Source organism: Gordonia sp. 'Campus', assembly GCF_022206305.1.
Taxonomy (GTDB): domain Bacteria; phylum Actinomycetota; class Actinomycetes; order Mycobacteriales; family Mycobacteriaceae; genus Gordonia.
This window is the reverse complement of the sequence record NZ_JAKOIW010000004.1, coordinates 163,021-187,078: the sequence shown is the minus strand read 5'-3', so window position 1 is coordinate 187,078 and position 24,058 is coordinate 163,021. Positions and strand designations below refer to the sequence as shown.

Sequence of the window (24,058 nt, the reverse complement as noted above, 5' to 3'; positions counted from 1 at the left end):
GGATTTCGGGGTCAGCGGCCGGCCCGCATGCGCACTAGATTGGGGATGTCCGCGCACCGACGTGCGCGCGTTCTCGAGAGTGACGACAGGGAGGGTCTCGCCAGTGACCAAGAGGTTCGGCATTCTGACGTCCGGCGGTGATTGCCCCGGTCTGAACGCGGTGATCCGGGGTGCGGTGCTCAAGGGCGAGACCGTGTACGGGCACGAGTTCGTCGGCTTCAAGGACGGATGGGCGGGACTGGTCTACGGCGACATCGTCGAACTGAACCGCTCCTCGGTCCGGGGCCTGTCCAACCAGGGCGGCACCATCCTCGGCACCAGCAGGTTCGGTCCGTACACCGAGCCCGACGGGGGACCCGAGAACATCGCGAAGGTGCTCAAGAACCTCGAGATCGACGGAGTCATCGCGATCGGCGGAGAAGGAACCGCCGCGGCGTCGAAGCGACTGTTCGACGACGGCATCAACATCGTCGGCGTCCCCAAGACCATCGACAACGACATCGACGCCACCGACTACACCTTCGGTTTCAACACGGCCGTCGAGATCGCGACCGAGGCCATCGACAGGCTGCGCACCACCGGCAACTCCCACAAGCGCTGCATGGTCCTCGAGGTGATGGGCCGCCACGCCGGGTGGATCGCGCTGCACTCCGGTATCGCCGGCGGCGCCCACGTCGTCCTGATCCCGGAGAACCCCGAGAGCATCGACCAGATCTGCGCTTGGGTCACCAGCGTTCGGGATCGCGGGCGCGCACCGATGGTGGTGGTCGCCGAGGGCTTCAAGCTCCCCGACATGAAGGAAGCCCATTCGACGAAGGGACTCGACGGGTTCAACCGTCCCCGGCTCGGCGGCGTCGGCGAGGTGCTCGCGCCGATGATCGAGGAACGAACAGGCATCGAGACCCGCGCGACCGTCCTGGGACACATCCAACGCGGTGGCGTGCCGTCGGCCTACGACCGCGTGCTCGCCACCCGGATGGGCATGGCGACCGCGGATCTGGTCGCCGAAGAGGGCTGGGGACAGATGGTCGCCCTGCACGGCACCGAGATCGCGCGTATCACCTTCGACGAGGCGCTCGGCGAACTGAAGACGGTGCCCGCGGACCAGTACGAGGAGATCCGGGTCATCTTCGGATGATCGTGTCCTTGTCCTTGTCCCCGTCTACGGACGGGTGGGGTCAGACGACCGGGGTGGCAGTGGCCGGGGCGGGCCGGCGAGGGATCACGATCCACAGCGCCAGGTAGATCAGCACCTGCGGTCCGGGGAACAGGATCGACAGGACGAACAGCGCGCGAACGAGGGTCGGGTCCCAGTTCCAGCGCTCGGCGATGCCACCGCAGACCCCACCGAGCCAGGCGTTGTCGCGCGAGCGCATCAGGCGCGGGCCGATGTGGGCGGGTTGTGCGGTGGTCATGGGTCCTCCTCATGGGTGGTGTCTCGGCGGGTGTCAGCCGATGTCTTCGACGGTAGGAGCAGAGGCCGCCCCGCGGCATCGGTGATCACCCTGAACGTGTCCCTGGGATATGGCCGCATAAACTGACAGCCATGACTTCCGCCGCCGTCGAACTGTTTGAGTACGACGAGGTCATCGCCGGTTTCGATCCGGTGATGGGCCTCGAGGTGCATGTCGAACTGGGTACCGCGACCAAGATGTTCTGCGGCTGCCCCACCGAGTTCGGTGCCGAACCCAACACGCAGGTGTGCCCGGTGTGCATCGGATTGCCCGGTTCGCTGCCGGTCGTGAACGCCAAGGCCATCGAGTCCGCGATCCGCATCGGGCTCGCGCTGAACTGTTCGATCCGACCCTCGAGTGTGTTCGCGCGCAAGAACTACTTCTACCCCGACCAGCCGAAGAACTATCAGATCTCGCAGTACGACGAACCCATCGCCTACGACGGGTATCTCGACGTCGTGTTGGGCGACGGCACCACCTGGCGGGTGGAGATCGAGCGGGCCCACATGGAGGAGGACACGGGCAAGTCCCTCCACATCGGCGGTTCCACCGGGCGCATCCACGGCGCGAGTCATTCGCTGCTCGACTACAACCGCGCCGGGGTTCCCCTCGTCGAGATCGTCACCCGCCCGATCGTCGGGGCGGGCGAGCGCGCACCCGAGGTCGCGCGGGCGTATGTGGCCGCGCTACGCGACCTGCTGAAGGCACTGGACGTCTCGGACGTCCGGATGGATCAGGGCTCCCTGCGGTGCGATGCCAACGTCTCACTGATGCGCAAGGACGCCACCGAGTTCGGCACCCGCACCGAGACCAAGAACGTGAACTCGCTCAAGAGCGTCGAGGTCGCCGTGCGCTACGAGATGCGCCGCCAGGCCGCGATCCTCGACGCGGGTGGCGAGATCATCCAGGAGACGCGTCACTTCCACGAGTCCGACGGCACCACGTCGGCGGGTCGTCGGAAGGAGACCGCCGAGGACTACCGCTACTTCCCGGAACCGGATCTCCCACCGGTACAGCCTGATTCGGCCTGGATCGAAGACCTGCGCGCGACCCTGCCGGAGCTGCCGTGGTTGCGCCGGGCGCGTATCCAGCAGGAATGGGGCGTCTCCGACGAGGTGATGCGCGACCTCGTCAACGTCGGTGCGGTCGACCTGATCATCGCCACCGTCGACGCGGGGGCCTCACCCGAAGCCGCCCGCAGTTGGTGGGTGTCCTTCCTTGCCCAGCAGGCGAACTCGCGCGGGGTCGAACTCGACGGCCTCGCCATCTCGCCCGCCCAGGTCGCCGAGATCGTCGGTCTGGTCGACGAGGGCAAGCTGACCACCAAGCTCGCGCAGCAGGTCGCGAACGCAGTCCTGGACGGAGAGGGCGAACCCGCTCAGATCGTCGCCGACCGCGGCCTCGAGGTCGTCCGCGACGACTCGGCACTGCAGAAGGCCGTCGACGATGCGCTGGCCGCCAACCCGGACATCGCCGAGAAGATCCGCGGCGGCAAAGTCGCGGCCGCGGGCAAGATCGTCGGCGACGTGATGAAAGCGACTCGCGGACAGGCCGATCCGGCGCGCGTCAAGGAACTCGTCATCGCCGCCTGCTCCTGAGGCTCGCCGCCCTTCGAGGCTCGTCGCGAGCGCAGCGAGCCTCGAAGGGTCACGTCCGGTCGTTGCCACCGCCGGAGGGCAGGAAGCGGAACACGCGATCGTCGGTGGGCTTGGCCGCGCCCACTTCCTTGTTCACCGTCGCGACCTGCAGCAGGCCGTTGGGCAGCGCGGCCATCCGGCCCAGCGCCCCGTAGCGTCGATCCAGCACGACGGCCGGCGCGGTGATCGTCGGCTCTTCACGTGTGGGTTCGTTGATGCCCTCGATGCGCTGGGTGCGCGTCGTGGAGACGAAGATGTTGCCGCCTGCGACACCACATCCGGCGATCTGTGGTTTGTCGGGCCACGTCCACAGCACCTTGGGGCCGCCCTCCTCGAGGACCTGCACGCGGTCCTCGGTCGCCTTCTGATCGGCGATGTAGATGGTCCCGGTCGAGGCGTTGGGGCACAGCGACACGGTGGAACCGAACCCGGCGGCGAGGACGGTGGGCCGAGGATTCGCCCCGGAGGACAGCGAGGTCACCAGCAACACCTTGCCCGCGAGTGACGACGGGTCGTCGGCGGCCGCGGGGTTGCCGGCATCGCCCGTGGCGACCACCAGTTCGGTCGGCGATCGGAAGTACATGGACCCCATGTTCCCCGTGGTGCCCTTGGGGATTCCGGTCAAGATCGGCTTGGGCACGTCGCCGGGCGCCAGTCGCACGATGCGGTTGTCCGCCGCAGTCGTGATGAGGGCGTAGATCAGGCGGTCCTGAGAATAGGTGGGGGAGAACGCGAAATCGATCAAACCGCCGTCACCGGACGCGTCGACCTGTGCCTCGCCCAGGGTTCGCTGCGGGCCGTAGCGCTTGGTGGTGAGGATTCGGCCCGTCGTGCGCTCGGCGACGACGGTCACCTCGCCCTGCTCGTCTCCGGGCATGACACCACCGGTGGAGGCCAGACAGGTCGCGATGACGGCCGGGTCGGGGTCGACGCACGGGCCGGTGGGTGGCGGTTGCGTCTCACGCGGTGTGGCCGGCGGTGGTGTCGGTTCGGGCTGACCACTCGGCCGGTTGTTGGGACTGAAGGCACCGGCTTCGCGCTCACGGTCCTGCGCGGAGAAATCGGCGCACCCCCCGACCATGATCGTCACCACGGCCAGAACCGTCACCAGCACTCGCCACCGGACCCATGCCGGGCGCCCCTTCCACATGGCGTCCACAGTAGTGGTGCGTCGAATGTCGTCATCCCGACTCACCCCGGCGGGGTGCGCGGAGGGCGCCTCGAGAGCCTCTAGAGTCGGGCGTGTGAGCGAACGCGATACGTCGGGCACCAGCGGGCGCGACACACCGGCACCCGGCGGGGCGACCCCGTACGACGGGGCGATGAGCCCCTACGACGAGCCGACCGGACAGATACCGGTTCCCGGTTCCAGACCCGAAGGCCCCGGAACCCGAGCTGCAGGAACCCGAGCTCCCGGAACCCGAGCTCCCGAACCCCGAGCCGCAGGACCCGGCGGTGGTGCCCCGGTACCGCCGTCCGCGCCCACGACGCCCGACCGCGACGACTTCTACAACCGGCACGCACGTCGCACGCCCGCGCCCTACTCGCGGGTCGACGACCTCGACGACCTCGATCCCGGTGACGTCGAGACGCGCTCGATCCCCGGCGCCGCGTCACAGGACCCTGCGGCAGCGGCCCCCGCGACCAGGGACCCCGCGACCAAGGACCCCGCGGCCACGGGAGCCGCGACCGAGGACGCCGCGACGGTCCAGTTCGCGAAGAGTCCGTCCGCGACCCCGGTCCCCGAACCCGTCGACGACGCGGTCACGACCCCGGAACCGGCGTTGCCGCCCGTGGGCACCGCCCGGTACGACTTCCTCGACGACGAGGACTCGTCCGCCGGCGCCTATCCGCGGCGCGAGGCGTCGGACACCGCGGTTGCCGTCGACGAGGAAGAGGACGGCAGGACCCGCCGATTCGGACGTCGTCGCAAGGATGCCGTCGAGAACCGGAACACGACCCCCGCCGACGACGATCTCTCCGATGCCCTCGCGAAGTCCCGCCGCGGCACCATCGACCTCGGACTGCTTGTGCTGCGCGTCGCACTGGGACTCGTCGTCGGCGCCCATGGGTTGCAGAAACTCTTCGGTCTCTGGAACGGCCCACGGCTCAGCGGGTTCGAGTCGATGCTCGTCGACGGCGGCTTCAACGCCGACTACGCGCAGGTGCTCGCCATCGTCGGTGCGCTGTCGGAGACAATCGGTGGGCTGATGGTGATCCTCGGTCTGCTCACCCCGATCGGGGCCTCGGCGATCCTGGGCACGATGCTCGTCGCCGCGGCCTACAAGATCTCGGCGGCAGGCGGTTTCGCGTTCTTCGCCGCCGCGGGCGGGGTGGAGTTCGAGTTGTTCCTCGCCGTCGCGGCCGCCGTCGTGATCCTCACCGGTCCGGGGCTGTACTCGCTGGACTATCCCCGTGGCTGGGCGCGCCGCCCCTTCGTCGGGTCGTTCCTCTGGCTCATCGTCGGCGCGGCTGCGGCCGTCGCGGTCTGGGTCCTGGCCAACGGCAGCAACCCGCTCGCCTGACACACACAGAGTGCGGGGTGGGTATCGGATTTCGATACCCACCCCGCACTCTCTGTCTGATCTGTTCGAGGTCAGTCGACCTGTGACATCCAGAGGTCAGTCGACCTGGCGCACCGCACCCCGGTCGGCCGACGTCGCCAGCTTGGCGTACGCCCGCAGCGCGGTGGTGACCGTACGTTCGCGATCCTTCGGCTGCCACGGGCGCTCGGACGCCTCCATCTTGGCGCGGCGCTCGGCGAGGACGTCCTCGTCGACGAGGACCTCGAGACGACGGGTCTTCACATCGATCAGGATCGGGTCGCCGTCTTCGACGAGCCCGATGGCGCCACCCGAGGCGGCCTCCGGTGACATGTGACCCACCGACAGTCCCGACGACCCGCCGGAGAAGCGGCCATCGGTGATCAACGCGCACTTCTTGCCCATGCCCGTGCCCTTCATGAAGGCGGTCGGGTGGAGCATCTCCTGCATACCGGGCCCGCCCGCGGGACCCTCGTACCGGACCACGAGCACCTCGCCCGCCTGAATGGTCTTCGACAGGATCACCTGGACGGCGTCCTCCTGGCTCTCGACCACGCGGGCCGGACCCTCGAAGTGCCAGAGGTCCTCATCGATGCCCGCGGTCTTCAGGACGGCACCGTCGGGTGCGAGGTTCCCGCGGAGAACGCACAGGCCACCCTCGACGGTGTAGGCGTGCGCGAGGTCGCGGATGCATCCGCCCTCGGCGTCGACGTCCAGGGACTTCCACCGATTGGCCGTCGAGAAGGGGGTGGTGGTGCGAACACCGCCGGGTGCGGCGTGGAACAGTTCGACGGCCTCGTCGATGGCCTTGCCGCCGCGGATGTCCCAGTCGTCGAGCGCCTGCGCCAGCGTCGGGGTGTGCACCGTGGAGGTGGTGTCGTCGAGGAGTCCGGCCCGGCGCAGTTCACCGAGGATGGCCGGGATTCCGCCCGCCCGGTGGACGTCTTCCATGTGGTAGTCGGAGTTGGGGGAGACCTTCGACAGGCACGGCACATTGCGGCTGATCTCGTCGATGACCGAGAGGTCGAAGTCGGCGACCTCGCCTTCCTGGGCGGCGGCCAGGATGTGCAGCACAGTGTTCGTGGAGCCGCCCATGGCGACGTCGAGCGCCATCGCGTTGCGGAAGGCGGCGGGCGTCGCGATGTTGCGGGGCAGCACGGACGCGTCGTCGTCGCGGTACCACCGGGTCGCCGCGTCGACGACGACCTCACCGGCCTTGGTGAACAGCGCGCGGCGTGCCTCGTGGGTGGCCAGGGTCGAGCCGTTGCCGGGCAGAGCGAGCCCGAGTGCCTCGGTCAGGCAGTTCATCGAGTTGGCGGTGAACATGCCCGAGCACGAACCGCAGGTGGGGCACGCCGCAGCTTCGACCTCGCTCAGGCCCGCATCGTCGACCTCGCTGTTGGCCGAGGCCGAGATGGTGGTGATCAGATCCGACGACGGATGCGCGACATCGCCGACGACGACGGCCTTTCCGGCCTCCATCGGTCCGCCGGAGACGAACACCGTCGGGATGTTCAGGCGCATCGCGGCGTTGAGCATGCCGGGGGTGATCTTGTCGCAGTTCGAGATACACACCAGCGCGTCCGCGGTGTGGGCGTTGACCATGTATTCGACGGAGTCGGCGATGATCTCGCGACTGGGCAGCGAGTAGAGCATGCCGCCGTGGCCCATCGCGATGCCGTCGTCGACGGCGATGGTGTGGAACTCGCGCGGCACGCCACCGGCGGCGCGCACGGCCTCGGCCACGATGTCGCCGACATCCTTCAGATGCACGTGACCCGGCACGAACTGGGTGTAGGAGTTGGCGATCGCCACGATCGGTTTGCCGAAATCGTCGTCGGTCATCCCGGTGGCGCGCCACAGGGAACGTGCGCCGGCGGCTTCGCGGCCGACGGTGGTGGTGCGTGACCTCAGAGCAGGCATGGATTCCTCGAATCGATCGTGTGGCTCGGGCGGGCCCGGCGCGATCGGACGTGCAGTGACGGACCGGCGCCGGACTCTTCGGCTCAACACCGCGATCCCGGGGTTGTTCCCACGGGCTGTGGCCGGGCGCGGCTGTGTTGACGGGCGCCGCCTCGCTGAGGGTGGGCGTGGGGGAGCGCCGAGAAGCCAGGCTACTCCGCTGTGACGAGGGGGGACAAAACGATTCGGGCGTCCCCGACATGCCCTTGTCGGCGCCGTCCCCCGACGGGGTCAGATCCCCAGCACCGCCTTGGCGATCGAGAAGTAGAGGAGGAGCCCGGTGGCGTCGCAGAACGTCGAGATGAACGGGGTGGAGAACACGGCCGGGTCCACCCGGATCGACTTCGCGATCAACGGCATCACGCCGCCGACGGTCGCGGCCAGGGTGCACACCGACAGGATCGTCAGACCGATGACCACGCCGATGTCGAGGCCGTAGACGAGTGCGGCGACGGTGAACCCGGTGAGGCCGAGCAGCGCGCCCATGGTCAGTCCGACCCGCACCTCCTTGGCGGCGACGCGGGCCACGTCGCGCGGGGTGACCTCGTCGGTGGCGAGCGCGCGGGTGACGGTGGTCGCGGCCTGCGAACCGGTGTTGCCGCCGATCCCGGTGAGCAGCGGGATGAACAGGGCGAGGGCCACCCGCTGCTCGAGGGTGCCCTCGAAGATCTCCAGGACGTTGACGGTGAGGATCGCCGACACCGCGAGGACGAACAGCCACACGATCCGTGCGCGGGTGATCGACAGGATGGAGGAGACCAGGTAGGGGTCGCGGAGCGGTTCGCGCGCACCCGCGCGGGCCTCGTCGGTGTCGCGGGCCTGTTCGACGACTTCGACGGCGTCGTCGATCGTCAACACACCGACCAGGCGGCTGTCGTTGTCGACGACGGGCATCGCGAGGATCCCGCGGTCCACACACCGCTGCGCGGTGGCCTCGGCGTCGTCCTCGGCATGGGCGAACATCGGCTTGTTCATCAGGGCACGGACGGGTTCGGCAGGGTCGGCCAGGAGGAGGTCGCGCAGGCTGACCACACCGCACAGGGAGCGAGCGCCGTCGAGGACGGGCACGGTGTAGATCGTCTCCGCGGCGTGTCCGCGTTCCCGCACGCGGGCCAGCGCATCGCCGGCCGGTTCGTCTTCGCGCGCATGGACGAACTCGGGACTCATCCGGCGCCCCACCGAGCCCCGGGGGTAACCGAGAACCACTGCGGTCATGTCGCGTTCGGCCGGGGTGAGTTGCTGGATCAGCGACTTGGCGACTCCCGCGGGCAACTCGTCCAACAGCTCGGCGCGGTCGTCGGGGTCGAGGTTGTCGAAGGCGGCAGCCACCTCGGCGGTGCCGAGATCGTCGATGAGGCGGCGCTGCGAGCCGGCCGACAGATCGTCGAACACCTTCACCGCAAGGTCCTTGGCCAGCAGGCGGAACGCGATGCCGCGGGACTTGTGGGGGAGTCGGTCGAGCAGGGCGGCGATGTCGCCGGCCGGGAGCAGGGACAGCGTCGTCCCGACATCGGCCAGGCGCCCGGCCGAGATCAGGTCGTCGAGTTCACCGGCGTCGAGTGTTCGGGTGTTCGCCACGGCCGCACTCTATCGCCGGAATCCGGGGCGACGACACGTCAGAAGGTCCGACGCTGCCGTCGGTCGAGCCGGGCGTCGGTACCTACTTGGCCGAGCGCGCTGCCTCGAACGGGTCCGGGATGCGGCCGGCGCTGACGATGGACAGGACCGGAAGATCGCGGAATGCGATGGCGGGCAACCGAACACGGCTGCCGTCCTGCAGCACCGCCCGCACCGAGCTCCACTTGGGGAACTGCAGACCGGCGATGTCGGACCATGCGATGTCGGTCGTGGAGAACATGCGCACGGTGTGCAGTCCGTCCTCGGTGACCTCGGTGCGGAGCCGATGGATCCACAGCCACAGCAGGACCGGGATGACGATCGCGAAACCGAACCACAGCGACGCACCGACCAGCAGCAACACCACCAACGCGACCATCGGGACCGTGAAGTAGGCGACCCGGTTGATACGGAACGTCACCGGGTACTCGAAGGTCACGGCGTCGTCGGCGTCGGACCCAGACGTGTCGTTCGACTTGTCGGCTGGGTCGGGGGATTCTGTCGGCACATGTCCATTGTGCCAACCCCTCGGGCCGCGATGCGTCGACGGGTTCTGCCCGGTCACGACGGTCCGGTGAGGCGTATCGGGCCACGTCGCGGCGCATCACCAGTGGTTTCCCACGATGTGAGACACAGTGGTCCGGAGTTTGACTCGGAACTACACGCGGTCCTACCGTGAACGCGTGATGCAGAACGGGATCCTCGTAGTAATCGGCTGGCGCGTCTTCGCCTGACCGGTCACCTCGCAGACCCCCAACCGGCATCGACGCGCCACCCTCGAACAGCTGAAGCTGTCGGGGGTTTTTTCATGCCAGGCAGTTCCATCACGGATATCGGATTCCACAACCAAGATGAGGATCGTGCAGTGAGCGCACCAACAGCACGCACCGACGCCGGCCGTAATGAGCCGACGCGCAACGCAGGATTGCGACAGCAGTCTCCGGCGGCGGGCAACCTCCGTGCGGTAACCCAGCACACGGTCGCGCCCGAGCGCGTCAGCGGCGCCCAGTCCGTGGTCCGCTCGCTCGAGGAACTCGGTGTCGAGGTCGTCTTCGGTATTCCGGGAGGCGCGGTCCTGCCTGTCTACGATCCGCTTCTCGATTCTCAGCGGGTCCGTCACGTGCTCGTGCGCCACGAACAGGGCGCAGGTCACGCCGCGACCGGTTACGCCCAGGTCGCCGGCCGTGCGGGCGTCATGATGGCAACGTCCGGTCCGGGCGCCACCAACCTGGTGACCCCGCTGGCAGACGCCCAGATGGACTCCGTGCCCGTCGTCGCGATCACCGGTCAGGTCGGCCGGGCGCTCATCGGCACCGATGCCTTCCAGGAAGCCGACATCTCCGGTATCACCATGCCGATCACCAAGCACAACTTCCTGGTCAGCCGCGCGATCGACATCCCCAAGACCATCGCCGAGGCCTTCCACATCGCCGAGAGCGGTCGCCCCGGCGCGGTCCTGGTCGACATCCCGAAGGACATCCTGCAGTCGCAGACCACCTTCTCGTGGCCGCCGCAGATCGACCTGCCCGGCTACCGCCCGGTGACCAAGCCGCACGGCAAGCAGGTCCGCGAGGCGGCTCGGCTCATCAACGCCGCGAAGTCGCCGGTGCTCTACGTGGGTGGCGGCGTCATCAAGGCCAACGCATCCGCCGAACTGCTCGAACTCGCCGAGCTGACCGGCATCCCGGTGGTCACCACGCTGATGGCGCGGGGTGCCTTCCCCGACAGTCACGACCTGCACCTCGGCATGCCGGGCATGCACGGGACGGTCGCCGCCGTCGCCGGCCTGCAGCGCAGCGACCTGCTGATCACCCTGGGTGCGCGCTTCGACGACCGGGTGACCGGCCAGCTGTCGTCGTTCGCGCCCGGCGCGAAGGTCATCCACGCCGACATCGACCCCGCCGAGATCGGCAAGAACCGTCCGGTCGATGTCCCGATCGTGGGTGACTGCAAGGCTGTCATCGCCGAGCTGACCGAGGCGCTGCGCGACGAGCGGGCCACGAGCGGCTCCACCCCGGACATCTCGCAGTGGTGGTCCTACCTGGCGAACCTGCGCCAGACCTACCCGCTGAGCTACGACCGTCAGACCGACGGTTCGATGTCCCCGGAGTTCGTCATCCAGGCGCTCGGCAAGGCGGCCGGGCCCGACGCGGTGTACTGCGCGGGCGTCGGTCAGCACCAGATGTGGGCGGCGCAGTTCATCTCCTACGAGAAGCCGCGCACCTGGCTCAACTCCGGTGGTCTGGGCACGATGGGCTACGCGGTGCCCGCCGCGATGGGCGCCAAGGCCGCCGACCCGTCCGCCGAGGTGTGGGCGATCGACGGTGACGGCTGCTTCCAGATGACCAATCAGGAACTCGCCACCTGCGCGATCGAGGGCATCCCGATCAAGGTGGCGCTGATCAACAACGGCAATCTGGGCATGGTTCGTCAGTGGCAGACGCTGTTCTACGAGGAGCGCTACTCGAACACCGATCTGTCGACCCATTCGCGGATGATCCCGGACTTCGTCAAGCTCTCGGAGGCGCTGGGCTGTGTGGCTTTCCGCGTCGAGCGCGAGGAGGACGTCGACGAGGTGATCGCGAAGGCGCGCGAGATCAACGACCGTCCGGTGGTCATCGACTTCATCGTCGGCAAGGACGCCCAGGTGTGGCCGATGGTCGCCGCCGGCACCGGCAACGACGAGATCATGGCCGCTCGTGACATCCGGCCGCTGTTCGACGACGACGAGTCGGCGTCGGGTCCGGTGGAGATCCACCAGGCGATGGACGGCCATCAGACGGTCGAGAACGCACCGGCCGACCGCGCAAACCAGAAGGACGAGCAGTGAGCACCACCCATACCCTCAGCGTCCTGGTCGAAGACCGTCCGGGCGTCCTGGCGCGCATCTCCGCGCTGTTCTCGCGACGCGGCTTCAACATCGAGTCGCTGGCCGTCGGCCCCACCGAACTCAAGGGCATCTCGCGGATGACGATCATGGTCTCCGTCGAGGATTTCCCGCTCGAGCAGGTCACCAAGCAGCTCAACAAGCTGATCAACGTGATCAAGATCGTCGAGCAGGACCCGGGGAGCTCGGTGTCCCGCGAACTCATGATGGTCAAGGTGCGGTCGGACTCCACCGTCCGCACCGAGGTCATCGAGGTGGTGAACCTTTTCCGCGCCAAGGTGATCGACGTGTCGCCGGAATCGCTCACCATCGAGGCGACGGGTACGTCGGAGAAACTCGAAGCACTTCTGCGGATGCTCGATCCGTATGGAATCCGGGAGATCGCGCAATCCGGCGCGGTGACCCTCGGTCGGGGACCGAAGAGCATGTCGGCCAACCGCTGACAAGGAATCCCGCTGTCGCCGTGCGCCACTGAGCGCCGACGGCAGCGACAGGAGAATTACGAAACCCGGGCGTTCGGAGAGTTCGCCGGGGTCACCACATATCGAAGGGAAACATAGTGGCCATCGAACTGTTCTACGACGACGACGCAGATCTGTCGATCATCCAGGGTCGCAAGGTCGCGGTGATCGGCTACGGCAGCCAGGGCCATGCGCATTCGCTGTCGCTGCGCGACTCCGGCGTCGACGTCGTCATCGGTCTTCGCGAGGGCTCGAAGTCGAAGGCGAAGGCCGAGGAGCAGGGCCTGAAGGTGCTGACCGCGTCCGAGGCCGCCGCATGGGCCGACGTGATCATGGTGCTGGCACCCGACACCTCGCAGGCGAAGATCTTCACCGAGGACATCGAGCCGAACCTGCAGGACGGCAACGCACTGTTCTTCGGCCACGGTCTCAACATCCACTTCGGTCTGATCAAGGCCCCGGAGAACGTGACCGTCGCGATGGTCGCCCCGAAGGGCCCCGGCCACCTCGTGCGCCGTCAGTTCGTCGACGGCAAGGGCGTTCCCGCCCTCATCGCCGTCCACCAGGACCCCAAGGGCGAGGGCCAGGCGCTTGCGCTGAGCTACGCCAGCGCCATCGGCGGTGGTCGTGCCGGCATCATCAAGACCACCTTCAAGGAAGAGACCGAGACCGACCTCTTCGGCGAGCAGGCCGTGCTCTGCGGTGGCACCGAGGAACTGGTCAAGACCGGCTTCGAGGTCATGGTCGAGGCGGGCTACGCCCCGGAGATGGCCTACTTCGAGGTGCTGCACGAGCTCAAGCTCATCGTCGACCTCATGTACGAGGGCGGAATCGCCCGCATGAACTACTCGGTCTCCGACACCGCTGAGTTCGGTGGCTACGTGTCGGGGCCGCGGGTCATCGACGCCGACACCAAGGAACGCATGCGCGGCATCCTCACCGACATCCAGGACGGCACCTTCGTCAAGCGCCTCGTCGCCAACGTCGAGGGTGGCAACAAGGAGCTCGAGGGTCTGCGTAAGGAGAACGCCGAGCACCCGATCGAGGTCACCGGCAAGAAGCTGCGCGATCTCATGAGCTGGGTCGATCGCCCGATCACCGAGACCGCCTGAGTCACAACCACAAGCGGGCCCGCACCGAAAGGTGCGGGCCCGCTGTGCGTATCGGGGTCCGGCGCGGAGGGGTCGATCACAGAGGAGGGTCGTTCACCGATGAGGCAGGCCCTGCTCCCGGACGGCGGCGACGTCGACTCCGCTCCGCCGCGAGACCGCGGCGACGAGCTCGTCATAGGTACGGCACACCGCCGCCGACCCGGTGGGGGAGCTGATCACCCAGCCCGACGGGATCGCCCGGACGGTGTCGCGTCGCAACACCTGCATCATCCGTGTGGCGACCGCGGCGCGCTGCCGCGGACCGCTCACGAACTCGGCCGCCCAATCCGGTGGTGCCCCTGCGCAACCCCCACACATCAGGGCATCACGTCGCCGGAGTTGGGGCCGAGTACCTGCCCGACGAACAGATTGCCACCCGGGTCGGAGGCGAGAAGCACTGCCACCGGCGCGATCTCCTCGGGTCGTCCGAATCGGCCCAGCGGCAGCTCCGCACGCTTGCTGCGCTTCCACTCGTCGTCGATGCCGTCGACCATCGGCGTGTCGATGGGCCCGGGGGCGATCGCGTTCACCAGGACGCCCTGCGCGGCCGTCTCGAGCGCGATCGACTTCGACATCGCGATGACGCCCGCCTTCGCCGCGGCGTAATGAGCCAGCGAGACACCGCCTTTGATGGCCAACTGAGACGCCACGTTGATGATGCGTCCGCCACCTTGCGCGAGCATCGGCCGGAGCGCCGCACGGTTGAGCAGAAAGACGCTCGTCAGGTCGATGTCGACGGTCTCGCGCCACAGCTCGGTCGGCATGTCCACGGTGGGCGACTGGGTGAGGATGCCGTGCGAGCACACGAGGATGTCGAGTCCACCGTCGTCGTCGACGATCTGGTTCACCAGCCCGTCGACTTCGGTCTCGATCGTCGCGTCGAGGACGACACCGCGGCGCGCGCCGACCTCGTCCGCCACCTCCTCGACCCGTGTATCGCGGTCGGCGAGGGTCACCACCGCTCCCTCGGCGACGTAGGCCGCGGCGATCGCGCGTCCGATACCCGACGCAGCGCCGGTCACCAGCGCCCGTCGTCCCTCCAACAGTCCGGTCATGTCAGATCCTCTCCGGGATGGTGCATTCAGTCACGCATGGCGGTGGTCAGGGCGCCGTCGACGACGATCGCCTGACCGCTGACATACGACGCCTGAGGACTCGACAGGAAGGCGATGACCTCGGCGACCTCGCGGGGGTGTCCGACTCGGCCCCACGGGATGTAGTCGCCCGCGCGGTCGAGCCCTTCCGGTCCGAGTGAGTTGACCGCATCGGTGGACTGCGGGGTACGGATGAGGCCGGGGATGATGGCGTTGGCGCGGATGCCCCGGGGCCCGTACTCGACGGCGAGACTTCGTGCCAGGCCGACGACCCCGGCTTTGGCTGTCGCATAGTGGGCGTGGTTCTGCCAGCCGTAGACGCCGCCGGCGATCGACGAGATCACCGTCACCGAGCCGCCTTCGCCCATGTGGCGCAGGCCGGCACGCGCCGTGCGCATCACCCCGTGCAGGTCGACATCCATCATGTCGTGCCACTGGACGTCGGTGATCGAATCGAACGACGCCTCCCGCAGGATGCCCGCGTTGGCCACCGCGATGTCGACACGGCCCCAGGCGGATACGAGTTCGTCGGCGAAGGCATCCACCGACTCGGTGGAACGCACATCCACTTCGACGATGCGCCCCTCGCCGCCGGCGTCGTGCACGTCCCGGAGCGTCGACTCGGGGTCGTGCGGATCGCCCGGGAAGGTCCCGATTCCCACGCGCACACCGCGTTCGGCGAGGCACACAGCCGTGGCCGCGCCGATACCCGATGCGGCGCCGGTGATCATCGCGACACTCGGATCGCTCATGCCTGGGCTCCCGCCGTCGTCGTGGGACCCGCGGGGACGCCCGCCTGGGGCGGGGCGTCGACGACTTTGCGGGCACCGAGCACGATCACGGCCGAGGCGATGGCGCCGAGCGCGCCGACCCAGAGAGCAGCCGTCGAGTAACCGATCGACGCGGCGGTGAGACCGGTGAGGATGAAGCCCGAGATGATCGCACCGGGTTGGGACATGGCGCCGATGAACGCGCTTCCGGTTGCGCGGCAATCGGTGTCGAAACACTCGGCCTGGAAGAACATGATCGCGGCGTACGGGCCGAGGAGGAAGAACAACCCCATCATGTATGTGACGAGAACGAAGATCTGATCCGACGGTCCCAGCAGCATCGCGCCGAAGAACAGGCCCGACAGCAGCCAGCCGACGGCAATCGTGTTGCGGCGGCCGAAACGGTCGCCCGCCCAGCCGTGGGCGAGGTAGCCCGCGACCGCGACGAGGTTGGACAGGACCACGAGGATCAGGGTGCTCGAGGCGTCGATTCCCTTGCCCTTCTCCAGCACCGTGGTGCCGAGGACCGAGAAGGTCTGGATCGCGAACCAGTTGAACAGCCACGCCAGCGACAACACGACGGTGTTGCGCAGGTGCTTGCCGGTGAAGATCCGCTTGAACGGAGCCGAGGTCTGCTCGACCGTTGCGGTCGCGGCGGCCAGTGCTTCGGCCTCCTCGTGCTTGCCGGCCTTACGGAGTTGCTTGACCGCATGCTGTGCCTCGAACTGCGGGCTCTCCTTCAGGGTGCGGCACACGAGCGCGACGATGACCGCCGGAACGGTGGCCAGTAGGAAGGCGATTCGCCAGGAATCGGCGCCGAAGATCGCCGTCACGACGGCGACGAATCCGGCGGCGAGCAGTGCGCCTGCGGGCCAGCCGGTCTGGACCATCGAGTAGACGAAGCCCCGACGCTTCTTGATCTTCTCGTCCTCGGTGAGCTCGTAGAGCTCGTTGAGGTAGGTGGCGTTGACCGACTGTTCGGCGAGGCCCAGGCCGCTGATCGCGCGGACTCCGATGAGCGATGTCGCGCCGAATGTCGCGGCGGTGGCCGCCGACGATGCAGCCGTGCCGCCGACGGAGATGATCATGCCCTTGCGGCGTCCGAGCTTGTCGACCATGGGACCCACGAGGAGAACCACGATGGCGGTGCCGACGCTGACGAGGGTGGAGACCAGGAGCGCGTGACTGGTGGTCCAGCCGAACGACTCCTCGATCCGCGGGAGCAACGTCCCGAAGAGGATGAAGTCGTACACCGCGATCGTCCACGCGAAGAACGCGATTCCGGATGCGCGACGGGTCTCCTTGCCGGTGACGCGCCGCAGCCCCGCGGTCGGGGGTGTGGTGGGTTGAGACATGGTTGTGCTCTCTTGCTCAGAGGGTTGAGTCGGTGGGGGGTAAGGCGGTGGGGGTTGAGTCGAGGGGTTGACGCGAAGGGGGAATGGGCGCGGTGGTGCTCAGCCGCGCGGGGACCGCTTCTTGAAGTCCTCGGCGATGGTGTCGAAGTTCGCCCAGCGGACGCCGTCGTGGGTGTTGATGTGCTCGATGAGTCGTTCGAGCATCAACAGCACCTGCGGGCGTCCGGAGACATCGGGGTGGATGGTGAAAGTGAAGACCGCGTAGTCGCTTTCGCGGTAGACCCAGTCGAACTGGTCGCGCCACATCTCCTCGATGTGCCGTGGGTTGACGAAGCCGTGGCTGTTCGGGCTGCCCTTGATGAACATCATCGGGGGCAGGTCGTCGAGGTACCAGCTCGCCGGGATCTCGACCAGGTCGGTTTCTTCGCCGCGCACAAGGGGTTTCATCCACTCCGAGGCGGGTTTGTCATAGTCGATGGGCGTCCACGAGTCGCCGACCCGGACGTAGTACGGTTCGAAGTCGCGGTGCATGAGCGAGTGGTCGTAGGTGATGCCGCGCTCGACCAGGAGTTCGTTGGTGACCTTGCTGAACTCCCACCACGGTGCCACGTAACCGGTGGGTCGCTTGCCCGTTCGGTTGCCGATGAGATCGATGCAGTGGTCGAGGATCTCGGACTCCTGCTCGCGGGTCATCGCGATCGGGTTCTCGTGGCTGTAGCCATGGAGGCCGATCTCGTGACCCGCCGCGACGACCTGATCGAACTGCTCGGGGAAGGTCTCGATGGAGTGGCCCGGCCAGAACCAGGTCGCCGGGAGATCGTATTTCGCCAGCAGGTTGTTGAGCCGGGGCACTCCGACCTCGCCGGCGAACACGCCGCGCGAGATGTCGCCGGGCGAGTTCTCGCCACCGTACGAGCCGAGCCAGCCGCCGACCGCGTCGACGTCGATGCCGAAGGCAACGAAGATTTCTTTGGCCATTGTTCAGTCCTCCTTGATGTCGGGGTGATTGCTGATGTCGGGGTGATTGCTGATGTCTGGGTGATCGTTTGTGTCGGGGTGATCACCGGTGTGGGCGTTCGCCGTGCACGCCGACGTCGAGTCGGCGTAGGTCGCGATCAGTTCCGGCAGCGGTCGTGCCGTGGTGAGTCCGGTGGAGATCAACAGCGCCAGCAGTATTCGCACCTGCGTGGCGGGCAGTCCGGAGGCGGGTGGCACGCCGGCGGCGACGAGGTCGGCGCCTCCGCCGTTGCCGTAGACGCCGCGCACGGGTCCGGCCGGGACGCGGGTGGAGAGAACGAGGGCGACCCCGTCATCGACGAGTTCGGCTGCAGCCGCGACGATGTCGGCGTTTCCGTTGCCGATCCCGGTGCCGGCCAGCACGATTCCGGCTGCCCCGGCGCGTGCGGCGGCCCGAACCAGCACGTCGTCGGCGCCGGGATAGATGTCGATGAGGTCGACGCGCGTGTGGTCGAAGGACGAGTCCGGCCGTGGCAGCGGTGCCGGACGCGTCACTGCCGACCCGATGCGAACGTGGCCGTCGTGCACGGTTCCCAGTGGGAGAGCGACGACCGACCGGAATGCGTCGAGGGCGGTGGTGTGGATCTTCCGCGCGCCACGAGCGGGGACGATTCGTCCGGCGAAGACGACCATGACGCCTCGGTCTCGCGCCGCCTCCGACGCCGCCACGCGCACGGCATCGGCCAGGTTCGTCGGCCCGTCGCCGTCGGTGGTGTCACCGGCGCGTTGCGCGCCGGTCAGGACCACCGGACGCGGATCGTCGTGGACGAGGTCGAGGAGCACCGCGGTCTCCTCCATCGTGTCCGTGCCGTGGGTGATCACGATCCCGTCGATCGGTCGGGTGGAACGGGCGAGGAGTTCGGCCACCGCGTCGCTGATCCGGCGTAGGTGCCCGAGCGTGAGTCGATAGGAGCCGACCGTCATCAGATCGAGCGTCTCGACGTCGACGTCGTCGAGTCCCATGCCGCGTACCAGCCGCTCGGCCGTCTGGGTGGCCACGACCCCTGTGTCGGTCGCCTCGGAGGCGATGGTGCCGCCGGTGGCGATGACCGCGACCCGCGCCATCAGCGGTCCCTCCGGCCGGCGCCGACGCCCCGGCGGGCGTGGCGATCTGTGATCTGCGTGACGTGCATGAAGTGAAGTGAAGCACAGCCCAAACGTTTGGCGCAATCGTTTGTGTAACTTCCGCCAAACGTTTGTGTAAACCAAGGCGTAACACGATGGGTTGGGTACGATGTGGCCACCGACGAGAGAGGGGCGGCGTGAGACAGCCAGCCGAACGGCCTGCCAGGGGGCCGCTGACGCTTCGCATGATCGCCACGGAGCTGGGCGTGAGTCCGTCGACGGTGTCCCGTGTCCTCAACACGCCCGGGGATGCCGCACTGCGATGGGGGTCCTCCGACACCGTCGCGCGCATCCGCGCATTCGCCGCCGATCACGACTACTCGCCGAACCCCCAGGCGTCGAGCCTGCGGACGCGTCGGTCAGGGCTGATCGGCGTGCTCGTTCCCCGTCTGCAGGACTACGTGCTCGCGACGATCTACGAGGGGATCGAGGAGGCCGCCTACGAATCGGGGCTGTCGACCTTCGTGACCAACTCGCTGGACAAGCCGGAGAACCAGCGCGCCCGTACCCGCATGATGATCGATCGCCGCGTCGACGGTCTGATCTACGGCGACGCACACCTCGATCACCACTTTCTCGACGAGATCCATTCGCAGGGAATCAAATTCGCGCTCGTGTCGCGGACGGCCGGAGACTACCCGTCCGCGACGGTGAACGATGTCGAGGGCGGTCGGTTGGTGGGCGAACACCTCATCGAGACGGGGCGGCGAGATGTCGCCGTGCTCGCCGGCTGGGAATTCGCCTCGACCGCGCGCGACCGGACCAACGGCATCGTCGCGACATACGCCGACCACGGAATCGAGATCCCGGACGACCGGATCGTGTATTCCGGCTTCGACCCGGCCGGTGGCCGGGCTGCCGTCGACCGCCTACTCGCCACCGGGTCGGTGCCCGACGCGATCTTCGCGACCAACGACTTCGCGGCCATCGGCGCCTTCGGCGCGCTGCGAGACCGCGGCATCCGGGTGCCCGACGATGTTGCGCTCGTCGGTTACAACGACACCCCGATCGCCGCCGGCGGTGCCGTCCCGCTCACCACGATCCGCTCGCCGATGCACGAGATGGGTAGACGGGCGGTCGGTTTGCTGATGGAGGTGCTCGCCGGACGCACCCCGGAATCTGTCGTCCTCGAGCCCGAGCTGATCGTCCGCTCGAGCAGTACATCGCGCGCCGGTGATCTCGACGATCTGATCCCGAACGCCTCGTCCATCGAGGGCTGAGGCCAGACGACGGCAACACATACGACGACACATACGACGGCGACACAAACGACGACGCCCCGGGTGTGAACCCGGGGCGTCGTCGTTTGTCTGTGGCGATCGGTCAGGCCACGCGGAATCCCTTGTAGGCGTCGAGGGACCCGATGCGCTTGAGGATCGGCTGGATGTTGGTGCCGGTCTCGGGGCCGAGGCATCCGAGGAAGTAGTAGGCGTTGACCATGCCCACCAGGCGGTCACCCACGACCACGGGACTGCCCGAGTCTCCCTCGATCACGCACATCTGACTCACGTGCACGTCGCCGTCGGAGAACCAGGCGATGCCGCAGGTGTTGCCGGTGGTCCGGCCTTCCTTGCAGGCGATGGTCGGGAAGGCGAGAGGAGCGGTGTCAACCGAGCGGATCGTGATACCGCGCACCGTGCGCAGCGGCACGACGCGCGACGCGTCGAACTCGATGACCGCCATGTCGAGATCGGGAGCGGAGTAGGTGATGGTCCCGGCCTGACCGCGGTCCTGGAAGGTCTCGGAGTACACCTTCTGGCCCGGGTTGCCGCAGTGTCCGGCGGTCACGCCGATCAGCTTGTTGGTCTTGGACCGGCCGATCGTGGTCAGCGTGCATGCTGCCGCCGAGTTGCCACCCTTGAGGACCAGGATTCCCGAGCCGCCGCCGATGAAGATCTTCGCCGGCGCGGCGACCGCGACGCCCCCACCCCAGCCGGCCAGCACCGTCGCAGCCAAAACCGCCAACAGCACTGTCAGCTTCTTCGTCATCCGCACTCCACTTCTCGGGTTTCAAGGCATCGAAACGCCTGCCTGGACATCGCAGCAGGCGGCAAGCACACCGTACCGGGCCGGTGGGACGTCCACGTCCGGGCGGGATCGACCCGCGGTCGGTTTGCAACACTTCTGTGATCCGGTGTGCCGTCGAACCGTAATGCCGATCACACTCTACCCAGGTCGTCGGACAAGCCTCCGGTTTCGGGGTAGACCGCATGCTCGACGCCACCTACCACACCTTTAAGCTGTCGTACGGAGTCGTCTTCGGCGCTCCGCACCGTCGTAGGTGATAATCGCCCGCCCCGAACCTGGAGAAATGACTGTGAGCTCTGCTGGCCGCCCGGTTGTACTCATCGCCGACAAGCTGGCGCCGTCCACCGTGGAAGCACTCGGTGACGGTGTCGAGGTGCGATGGGTCGACGGCCCGGATCGTCCCAAGCTGCTCGAGGCGGTCGTCGACGCCGACGCCATCCTCGTACGCTCCGCGACGACCGTCGACGCCGAGGTCCTCGACGCGGGCAAGAAGCTGAAGATCATCGCGCGCGCCGGCGTGGGTCTCGACAACGTCGACGTGCCCGCCGCGACCGAACGCGGAGTCATGGTCGTCAACGCGCCGACCTCGAACATCCACACGGCCGCCGAGCACGCCATCGCGCTGCTGATGTCGGCATCCCGTCAGATCCCCGCCGCAGACGCGACCCTTCGCGAGAAGACCTGGAAGCGTTCGTCGTTCAACGGTGTGGAGATCTTCGACAAGACCGTCGGCGTCGTCGGCCTCGGTCGCATCGGCCAGCTCGTGGCCGCACGGCTGGCCGCCTTCGAGACCCACATCATCGCGTACGACCCCTACGTCTCGCCTGCACGCGCGGCCCAGCTGGGAATCGAGCTGGTTTCGCTCGACGAACTCCTCGAGCGCGCCGACTTCATCACCGTGCACCTGCCGAAGACCCCGGAAACCCTGGGCCTCATCGGTGCCGATCAGCTTGCCCGCACCAAGAAGGGCGTGGTCATCGTGAATGCCGCGCGCGGTGGGCTCATCGACGAGCAGGCACTCGCGGATGCCATCTCCTCCGGGCAGGTGCGTGCCGCCGGTCTCGACGTCTTCGCGACCGAGCCGTGCACCGACTCCCCGCTGTTCGACCTCCCGCAGGTCGTCGTGACCCCGCACCTGGGCGCATCGACGAGCGAAGCGCAGGATCGCGCCGGCACCGACGTCGCGAAGAGCGTCCGCCTGGCCCTGGCCGGTCACTTCGTGCCGGACGCCGTCAACATCACCGGCGGTGCCGTCGACGAAGAGGTCGCGCCGTGGCTCGAGGTCGCGCGCAAGGCGGGCGTCCTGCTCGGTGCGATCAGCAAGGAGCCGCCGACCTCGCTCGTCGTCGACGTCCGCGGTGAGCTGGCTGCCAACAACGTCGAGGTGCTGGGCCTCTCGGCCCTGCGCGGTCTGTTCTCGGCCGTGCTCGACGAGCCGGTCACCTTCGTCAACGCACCGGCTGTCGCGGAGGGCCGCGGCGTCACCAGTGAGGTCACGACCGCGTCGGAGAGTCCCAACCACCGCAGCGTGGTCGATGTGAAGGCCGTGTTCGCCGACGGATCGACCCACAACGTGTCGGGCACCCTGTCGGGTCCGCGCCTGGTGGAGAAGATCGTCAACATCAACGGCCGGAACTTCGACCTCCGCGCCGAGGGACACAACCTCATCGTCAGCTACGCCGACCAGCCCGGTTCGCTCGGCCGGATCGGAACCCTGCTGGGCAACGCCGGTATCGACATCCTCGCGGCCGGTCTGTCGCAGGACGCCGAGGGCGGCGGCGCCACCATGATGCTGCGCGTGAGCAGCGTGCTCGACGACGAGACCGTCGCGGCGATCGGCGAGGCCGTGAGCGCGACCCTGATCGAACAGGTCGACCTCGCATGAAGCTCGCTGTCATCGCCGGCGACGGCATCGGTCCCGAGGTCATCGGGGAGGCGCTGCAAGTCCTCGACGCCGTCGTCCCGTCGGTGAGCACCACCGAATTCGACCTGGGAGCTCGTCGTTATCACCGCAACGGTGAGCTCCTCACCGAGGACGACCTCGAGTCGCTCCGACGCCACGACGCAATCCTGTTGGGAGCGATCGGCGATCCGTCGGTGCCCTCGGGTGTTCTCGAGCGCGGCCTGCTGCTCACGATGCGTTTCGCTCTCGACCATCACGTCAACCTGCGCCCGTCGCGTCGTTTTCCCGGTGTCTCCTCGCCGCTCGCCGGCGATCCCGACATCGATTTCGTCGTGGTGCGCGAGGGGACCGAGGGCCCGTACACGGGTAACGGTGGCGCGATCCGCGTCGGTACGCCCCACGAGGTCGCCACCGAGGTCAGCGTCAACACCCGTTTCGGCGTGGAACGCGTGGTGCGCAACGCCTTTCATCGCGCCCAGCAGCGTCGCAAGAAGTTGACGCTGGTCCACAAGACCAACGTCCTGACGTTCGCCGGCTCGATGTGGAGCCGGGCCGTCGCGGAGATCGGCGCCGAATTCCCCGACGTCGCCACCGATTACTGCCACGTGGACGCGGCGACGATCTACCTGGTCACCGACCCGGGCCGCTTCGACGTCATCGTCACCGACAACCTGTTCGGCGACATCATCACCGACATCGCGGCCGCGGTGAGCGGAGGCATCGGGCTGGCCGCGTCGGGCAACATCGATGCCACCGGTGCCAATCCGTCGATGTTCGAGCCCGTCCACGGCTCCGCACCCGACATCGCCGGGCAGGGCAAGGCCGACCCCACGGCCGCGATCCTGTCGACCGCACTTCTGCTCGAGCATCTCGGCGACACCGAGGCCGCCGCGCGCATCGAGAAGGCGGTCGCCGAGGATCTCGCCGAGCGGGACGGAACGTTCAGCACCTCGGAGATCGGCACGCGCATCCGCGAGCGTCTGTAGTCCGAACCCGAGACCGCCTCGCGGCAGGCAACAGCACAATCAATGGACAGACCCGCCACCGATCCGCT

The 24,058-nt window shown here is 67.8% G+C and carries 21 protein-coding genes; 9 read left to right on the top strand and 12 right to left on the bottom strand.

The window, feature by feature from the left end; all coding sequences use genetic code 11:
• The first annotated feature begins 103 nt into the window (after positions 1–103).
• Positions 104–1,138 (top strand): 6-phosphofructokinase, encoded by a 1,035-nt coding sequence (locus tag MAY35_RS06300; protein ID WP_238420004.1) that lies wholly within the window; start codon positions 104–106, stop codon positions 1,136–1,138.
• A 40-nt stretch (positions 1,139–1,178) separates the two neighbouring features.
• On the opposite strand, the gene MAY35_RS06295 is transcribed toward MAY35_RS06300, so the two are convergent.
• Positions 1,179–1,415 (bottom strand): PspC domain-containing protein, encoded by a 237-nt coding sequence (locus tag MAY35_RS06295; protein WP_238420003.1) that lies wholly within the window; start codon positions 1,413–1,415, stop codon positions 1,179–1,181.
• A 131-nt stretch (positions 1,416–1,546) separates the two neighbouring features.
• Between MAY35_RS06295 and gatB the strand changes: the two genes are divergently transcribed.
• Positions 1,547–3,052, top strand: coding sequence for an Asp-tRNA(Asn)/Glu-tRNA(Gln) amidotransferase subunit GatB (gene gatB / locus MAY35_RS06290; protein WP_238420002.1), 1,506 nt, complete (start codon positions 1,547–1,549; stop codon positions 3,050–3,052).
• Between the two features lie 49 nt (positions 3,053–3,101).
• On the opposite strand, the gene MAY35_RS06285 is transcribed toward gatB, so the two are convergent.
• Positions 3,102–4,241 carry a PQQ-dependent sugar dehydrogenase gene (locus tag MAY35_RS06285; RefSeq protein WP_245403695.1) on the bottom strand — a complete coding sequence of 380 codons (1,140 nt, stop codon included), beginning with the start codon at positions 4,239–4,241 and terminating at the stop codon, positions 3,102–3,104.
• 94 nt (positions 4,242–4,335) lie between these two features.
• On the opposite strand from MAY35_RS06285, the gene MAY35_RS06280 reads away from it, so the two are divergent.
• Complete coding sequence (locus MAY35_RS06280) at positions 4,336–5,616, top strand: DoxX family protein (protein ID WP_238420001.1); 1,281 nt, start codon at positions 4,336–4,338, stop codon at positions 5,614–5,616.
• Positions 5,617–5,712: 96 nt separating this feature from the next.
• On the opposite strand, the gene ilvD is transcribed toward MAY35_RS06280, so the two are convergent.
• The 3 genes from ilvD to MAY35_RS06265 form a co-directional block, all read right to left on the bottom strand.
• Positions 5,713–7,557, bottom strand: coding sequence for a dihydroxy-acid dehydratase (gene ilvD, locus MAY35_RS06275; RefSeq protein ID WP_238420000.1), 1,845 nt, complete (start codon positions 7,555–7,557; stop codon positions 5,713–5,715).
• A gap of 270 nt (positions 7,558–7,827) precedes the next feature.
• Complete coding sequence (mgtE, locus tag MAY35_RS06270; RefSeq protein WP_238419999.1) at positions 7,828–9,174, bottom strand: magnesium transporter; 1,347 nt, start codon at positions 9,172–9,174, stop codon at positions 7,828–7,830.
• An 82-nt stretch (positions 9,175–9,256) separates the two neighbouring features.
• Positions 9,257–9,721 carry a PH domain-containing protein gene (locus tag MAY35_RS06265; RefSeq protein ID WP_238419997.1) on the bottom strand — a complete coding sequence of 155 codons (465 nt, stop codon included), beginning with the start codon at positions 9,719–9,721 and terminating at the stop codon, positions 9,257–9,259.
• A gap of 357 nt (positions 9,722–10,078) precedes the next feature.
• Here MAY35_RS06265 and MAY35_RS06260 point away from each other — a divergent pair, with 357 nt between their 5' ends.
• The 3 genes from MAY35_RS06260 (at position 10,079) to ilvC (ending at position 13,673) form a co-directional block, all read left to right on the top strand.
• Positions 10,079–12,043: an acetolactate synthase large subunit gene (locus tag MAY35_RS06260; RefSeq protein ID WP_238419996.1), complete on the top strand. Its 1,965-nt coding sequence runs from the start codon at positions 10,079–10,081 to the stop codon at positions 12,041–12,043.
• Positions 12,040–12,543, top strand: a complete 504-nt coding sequence (gene ilvN, locus MAY35_RS06255) for an acetolactate synthase small subunit (protein ID WP_004019305.1) — start codon at positions 12,040–12,042, stop codon at positions 12,541–12,543. Before MAY35_RS06260 ends, ilvN begins: the two co-directional genes overlap by 4 nt.
• 116 nt (positions 12,544–12,659) lie before the next feature.
• The gene (gene ilvC / locus MAY35_RS06250) at positions 12,660–13,673 is read left to right on the top strand and encodes a ketol-acid reductoisomerase (protein WP_058252140.1); all 1,014 of its coding nucleotides are present in this window, start codon (positions 12,660–12,662) and stop codon (positions 13,671–13,673) included.
• A 93-nt stretch (positions 13,674–13,766) separates the two neighbouring features.
• Here the strand turns inward: ilvC and MAY35_RS06245 are convergent, their stop codons facing one another.
• The 6 genes from MAY35_RS06245 to MAY35_RS06220 all read right to left on the bottom strand — a co-directional run bounded on the left by MAY35_RS06245 (position 13,767) and on the right by MAY35_RS06220 (position 19,013).
• A complete protein-coding gene (locus tag MAY35_RS06245; protein ID WP_238419995.1) occupies positions 13,767–13,982 on the bottom strand; it encodes a hypothetical protein in 216 nt (71 codons plus the stop codon).
• 47 nt (positions 13,983–14,029) lie between these two features.
• Complete coding sequence (locus MAY35_RS06240; RefSeq protein WP_238419994.1) at positions 14,030–14,767, bottom strand: SDR family NAD(P)-dependent oxidoreductase; 738 nt, start codon at positions 14,765–14,767, stop codon at positions 14,030–14,032.
• A 26-nt stretch (positions 14,768–14,793) separates the two neighbouring features.
• Entirely contained in the window at positions 14,794–15,558 is a 765-nt protein-coding gene (locus MAY35_RS06235) for an SDR family NAD(P)-dependent oxidoreductase (RefSeq protein WP_238419993.1), read from the bottom strand.
• On the bottom strand, positions 15,555–16,931 hold the full coding sequence (locus tag MAY35_RS06230; protein ID WP_238419992.1) for an MFS transporter: 1,377 nt from the start codon (positions 16,929–16,931) through the stop codon (positions 15,555–15,557). Before MAY35_RS06230 ends, MAY35_RS06235 begins: the two co-directional genes overlap by 4 nt.
• A gap of 99 nt (positions 16,932–17,030) precedes the next feature.
• Positions 17,031–17,909 (bottom strand): polysaccharide deacetylase, encoded by an 879-nt coding sequence (locus MAY35_RS06225; RefSeq protein ID WP_238419991.1) that lies wholly within the window; start codon positions 17,907–17,909, stop codon positions 17,031–17,033.
• 3 nt (positions 17,910–17,912) lie between these two features.
• Entirely contained in the window at positions 17,913–19,013 is a 1,101-nt protein-coding gene (locus MAY35_RS06220; protein ID WP_238419990.1) for an asparaginase, read from the bottom strand.
• A 197-nt stretch (positions 19,014–19,210) separates the two neighbouring features.
• On the opposite strand from MAY35_RS06220, the gene MAY35_RS06215 reads away from it, so the two are divergent.
• A complete protein-coding gene (locus MAY35_RS06215) occupies positions 19,211–20,293 on the top strand; it encodes a LacI family DNA-binding transcriptional regulator (RefSeq protein ID WP_374237927.1) in 1,083 nt (360 codons plus the stop codon).
• Positions 20,294–20,396: 103 nt separating this feature from the next.
• On the opposite strand, the gene MAY35_RS06210 is transcribed toward MAY35_RS06215, so the two are convergent.
• Positions 20,397–21,062: a S1 family peptidase gene (locus MAY35_RS06210; protein ID WP_238419987.1), complete on the bottom strand. Its 666-nt coding sequence runs from the start codon at positions 21,060–21,062 to the stop codon at positions 20,397–20,399.
• A gap of 328 nt (positions 21,063–21,390) precedes the next feature.
• On the opposite strand from MAY35_RS06210, the gene serA reads away from it, so the two are divergent.
• Positions 21,391–22,986 (top strand): phosphoglycerate dehydrogenase, encoded by a 1,596-nt coding sequence (serA, locus tag MAY35_RS06205; protein ID WP_238420170.1) that lies wholly within the window; start codon positions 21,391–21,393, stop codon positions 22,984–22,986.
• Positions 22,983–23,990, top strand: a complete 1,008-nt coding sequence (locus MAY35_RS06200; protein ID WP_238419986.1) for a 3-isopropylmalate dehydrogenase — start codon at positions 22,983–22,985, stop codon at positions 23,988–23,990. The genes serA and MAY35_RS06200 overlap by 4 nt, the downstream gene beginning before the upstream one ends.
• Positions 23,991–24,058 lie beyond the last annotated feature (68 nt).